The sequence below is a fragment of the Microcystis sp. M53598_WE2 genome, assembly GCF_030067735.1.
GTDB lineage: Bacteria > Cyanobacteriota > Cyanobacteriia > Cyanobacteriales > Microcystaceae > Microcystis > Microcystis aeruginosa.
Genome location: NZ_JASJFE010000470.1, coordinates 1 through 4,001, shown reverse-complemented (window position 1 = coordinate 4,001; position 4,001 = coordinate 1). Strand labels below are relative to the sequence as shown.

General features: G+C 45.2%; 5 protein-coding genes. 2 read left to right on the top strand and 3 right to left on the bottom strand.

The genetic code is table 11. The features are described from left to right. Positions 1-227: 227 nt before the first annotated feature. The 3 genes from PX636_RS09780 to PX636_RS09770 all read right to left on the bottom strand — a co-directional run bounded on the left by PX636_RS09780 (position 228) and on the right by PX636_RS09770 (position 2,660). Positions 228-1,124, bottom strand: a complete 897-nt coding sequence (locus PX636_RS09780; RefSeq protein WP_041804328.1) for a tRNA (5-methylaminomethyl-2-thiouridine)(34)-methyltransferase MnmD — start codon at positions 1,122-1,124, stop codon at positions 228-230. Further along, the gene (locus PX636_RS09775; RefSeq protein ID WP_288116962.1) at positions 1,084-1,878 is read right to left on the bottom strand and encodes an alpha/beta fold hydrolase; all 795 of its coding nucleotides are present in this window, start codon (positions 1,876-1,878) and stop codon (positions 1,084-1,086) included. The genes PX636_RS09780 and PX636_RS09775 overlap by 41 nt, the downstream gene beginning before the upstream one ends. A 182-nt stretch (positions 1,879-2,060) precedes the next feature. Beyond that, positions 2,061-2,660 carry a superoxide dismutase gene (locus PX636_RS09770; RefSeq protein WP_012267735.1) on the bottom strand — a complete coding sequence of 200 codons (600 nt, stop codon included), beginning with the start codon at positions 2,658-2,660 and terminating at the stop codon, positions 2,061-2,063. A gap of 451 nt (positions 2,661-3,111) precedes the next feature. Between PX636_RS09770 and psbH the strand changes: the two genes are divergently transcribed. Further along, positions 3,112-3,306, top strand: a complete 195-nt coding sequence (psbH, locus tag PX636_RS09765; protein ID WP_002736544.1) for a photosystem II reaction center phosphoprotein PsbH — start codon at positions 3,112-3,114, stop codon at positions 3,304-3,306. Positions 3,307-3,410: 104 nt separating this feature from the next. Beyond that, a complete protein-coding gene (locus tag PX636_RS09760) occupies positions 3,411-3,659 on the top strand; it encodes a TatA/E family twin arginine-targeting protein translocase (protein WP_061430888.1) in 249 nt (82 codons plus the stop codon). Positions 3,660-4,001: the final 342 nt, after the last annotated feature.

Here is a 4,001-nt window from a genome sequence, read left to right as displayed (position 1 = left end):
GGGAAATTTAGGCACTTTTTCCCTGAAAATTAGGTAATTGGCCACCTCAAAACTGGTAAAACCCCACACCCCACACCCCACACCCCACACCCTGCCACCACCGAAAAACTTTTTGCCGCAAACCCTACTTATACCAATTGGCCACAATCTGATAGGTAGTTTTTGTTGAGAAAATTGCTATTACAACGACAGAAGCCCGAATTATCAGGCATTTAACCACACTATTCTCATTCCGAGATTTCGATCGAACTAACCGATCTTTGCCAACGTTTTTTCCAGTGGCTAGTCGGTTCTAAGTCACAGAGAGCCTGTTCGCTGCGACGACGTTGTATAATCACTTCGGCCGGGTCGGTTAAAGTCGCGTCTCGATAGGGAATAGCGGCCTTAGTTTGCAGATGTTCCCTTTCCTGTACCGATAGAGATGGGGGTAAGGACAAAAAACTGGCTATTGTCCCTGGCGATCGCCGCCCGACGCTATCGGTGGCCCCAATCTGCAATCCTGCTAATTGTAAAGCCCTTCGCACCGAGGCAGCACAGGAATAGGTGACTAAATAACCCGTCGGACTCAGGCATTTCGCCACTAAAGCTAAAAACTCCACCGTCCACAGTTGCGGACATTTACCCGGGGAAAAGGGGTCGAGAAAAATTGCCTCCGCTTGAAAACCCGCGTCAATCACCTTGGTTATCGTCTGTCGCGCATCCCCGATTAACAGTTTAGCCGTGAGATTAGGCAGGTCTAGCCGGTGATTATGGGCAAAATCATTTAAATATTCGGGAATTGGTTGACTCCAACTATTTAAGAGATTTTCTCTAATAGCCGCTAGGGGAACCACTCGATCGCTTTCTAAAGCTAATAATTCTACCCGACAATCCCCCCTAACTTGCCAAATGGCCGCTAAGGCTGCGGCGCTATTATACCCTAAGCCGTAACAAATGTCAAGAATTTTCAGATTATTGCTCTGGTCTGCTTTGGCTGTCAGACGACTAGAGAGGATAAATTTTTTCTCGGCTTCTTCCCTTGCCCCAGAGGTAGAATGATAACATTCGCCGAATTCGGTCGAAAAAAAGGTATAAGAACCATCCTCAGTGACTTTTTGCGGGTAGGCTTCGGGGGAGACAAGCATGGTGATGGAGAATGTCTTTGAGATGAATATCGGTTTCCAGCAGGCAAGCGTGACCACTATGGGGTAGAATCGTTAATTTTGCCGCGGGTAACTGCTGAATTAGGCGTTTAGCCTCCGCTACCGATGGTAACAGTCGATCCCCTTGACTGGCTATCACTAACACCCCCAATTGCAGACATTTTAACTCGCTGGCACTAACCTGAAACCGTTGTAACTGGGATAAACGCCAGCTAATCGTCTTCAGTGGGACGTATTGCATGGCTTTGAGGAGAGAGCGGCGATCTTCCCGGGATATGCGACCGAGAGCGGCCAGAAAGGGTAAAATAGTTAGTGCCGAGCTGCCGTGGATGAAATCGGGCATCATCTGGGTGATACCGATTCCCAAGCTTAAAAGAGGTCTTTGATTAAAAGAAGAAGCAGGGTTAATTAAAATCAGTTTTTTAATTAATTTTGGTGATTTTGTCGCTATTTTCAAGGCTAAACAGCCGCCAAAAGACTCACCGCAGAGATAGACTTTTCTCGATTGTCGCTTTAATTCCTGTTCCAATAAAGCGATCACGAGGGTGCTTAATTCCTCCCAATCACCGAGATATTGCGGGGAAATCACCAAACAACGTAGATCGAAGTAAGGGGCAAGGTTTTTAATCTGACGATGGTATAGTTGGCCGCTGCCATCCATTCCGGGTAAAAATACAAACAGGGGATAATCGGGACGGGGATGACGGGGAATAATCCAACTGACAGGTTGTTCCATGGTGCGAGAAGCGCGATCGATGTTAAAAAAGTTTTTTCTGGTTATCTCTTTTAAGGATAATTAATATTAGAGAGATTGGCCAATTTTAATAGTACGATTAACTCCCAACTTATGGATTGTTTCTCCCTGCTCCCCAACCCCTGATAACTGATAACTGATAACTGATTAACTGAGCCAAATTTTTAGGCCGCCGCTAAATTAGCAGCCACGAAATCCCAATTAACCAACTTAGTTAAAAAGTCGCTGATGTAATCGGGACGACGATTTTGGTAGTCGAGATAATAAGCGTGTTCCCACACATCCATAGTTAAGAGGGGAACCTGTCCGGCGGTTAAAGGATTGTCAGCGTTGCCGGTTTTGGTAACTTTGAGAGTACCGTTATCGAGAACCAACCAAGCCCAACCGCTACCGAATTGAGTAGCGCCCGCAGTTTTGAAAGCTTCGACAAATTTCTCGAAACTGCCGAAATCTGCCTGAATTTTATCGGCTAAAGCACCGGTAGGCGCACCGCCACCGCCCGGTTTCATGCAGTCCCAATAAAAACTATGATTCCATGCTTGGGCGGCATTGTTGAAAACCCCAGCTTTAGAGGCATCACCGGCAACCTTAACGATAACTTCTTCTAAAGAGAGAGCATCGAGTTCCGTATCTTTGACCAAACCGTTATAGTTATTGACATAAGCGGCGTGGTGCTTGTCGTGGTGGAATTCTAGGGTACTTTTGGTGATACAAGGCTCTAAGGCAGTGTAATCGTAGGGTAAAGGGGGAAGTGTGTAAGCCATGTGTTCTCTGTATCCTCTCTTGAGAGCTTGTTTAAGGTAGTGTTGTTAACCTTTTGTCAGTATTCAGCTTAACCAAGACGAATACCTTTGCAATAAAACTTTACACCCTCGATCATAGCACCGAAGGAGACTTGATCAGTGATCACTGATCGATCAGCTTTTTTCTCCCTTCTCCCTTCTCCCTTCTCCCCCATCACCCCAACTCCCATCGACCATCTCCTAAATCCTGAGAAGATCACCAAACAATGTTAGAATAATTCCCGTACTGTAGGCGCTTGCAGATTCTTGTGGGCGTGGCAGGGCAGGCGAAAAACGATTCCGTTAGGAATTAGACCAAAAAAGCTCCACTGGAAACAGCAGTAGATTTTATCTCACTGGGTTGACCGGTTGGCACTTCGTCAAATTACGGATCAATACAAAATTATCATTTACAGATCTTTCTTGGTAACTTATGGCACAGCGTACACGCTTAGGTGAAATCCTTCGTCCCCTCAACTCGGAATATGGTAAAGTTTCTCCCGGTTGGGGAACTACCTTGCTGATGGGAGTTTTTATGGCTCTGTTTTTAGTCTTTTTGCTGATTATTTTACAGATCTACAACTCCTCCCTAATTTTAGAAGGATTTAATGTAGATTGGGGTCAGTAAGCAGATTCCAACAATCTCGTCGGCATTTTTGGCGGCAGAATTATCCCTCGGACTTTGGCAGGTGGGTTATTGCCCACCGCGAGTTTTTTATTAGGAGCAAAAAAATGAATATTTTTGGAATTGGATTACCGGAAATGGGGTTAATTCTCTTGATTGCCCTGCTAGTTTTCGGACCGAAAAAATTACCAGAAATCGGTCGCAGTTTAGGCAAAACGATTCGAGGATTTCAAGAAGCATCCAAGGAATTTGAAAGTGAATTTAAGCGAGAGGCCGAGCAGATTGAAGACTCGGTAAAAATCAAAGCTCAATTAGAGGAAAGTCAATCTCCTAGCGATCAAACTCGTTCCAGTTAAGAACCGTGTAGAGATGTAGTGTAGGTCAAATTCGAGACTATCCGCTAGATTAACATCGAGAATGACCAGAGCCGGATTAAATTGGCAGTTTTACCATAGACCTCTTGTAAAAATCAAAAATTGTTGTTAGGGTCAGGAGTCAGGAGCCGGTCGTCAGGAGACAGGAGATTATTTTATTTATTCTTCCCACTTCCCCACACCCCACACCCCACACCCCACACCCCACACCCCACACCCTACACCCTACCCCCACGAAAAACTTTTTCAGCAGACCCTAAGTAGGCAGAATATATCATTAGTTTGAGAATTCCCAGAAGGCAACAAAAAAATGACTATTTCCTT

Excerpts from the sequence above, each read along its gene's own strand:
- PX636_RS09780 (WP_041804328.1), bottom strand. The coding sequence starts at position 1,124 with ATGCTTGTCTCCCCCGAAGCCTACCCGCAAAAAGTCACTGAGGATGGT.
- PX636_RS09775 (WP_288116962.1), bottom strand. The coding sequence starts at position 1,878 with ATGGAACAACCTGTCAGTTGGATTATTCCCCGTCATCCCCGTCCCGAT.
- PX636_RS09770 (WP_012267735.1), bottom strand. The coding sequence starts at position 2,660 with ATGGCTTACACACTTCCCCCTTTACCCTACGATTACACTGCCTTAGAG.
- psbH (WP_002736544.1), top strand. The coding sequence starts at position 3,112 with ATGGCACAGCGTACACGCTTAGGTGAAATCCTTCGTCCCCTCAACTCG.
- PX636_RS09760 (WP_061430888.1), top strand. The coding sequence starts at position 3,411 with ATGAATATTTTTGGAATTGGATTACCGGAAATGGGGTTAATTCTCTTG.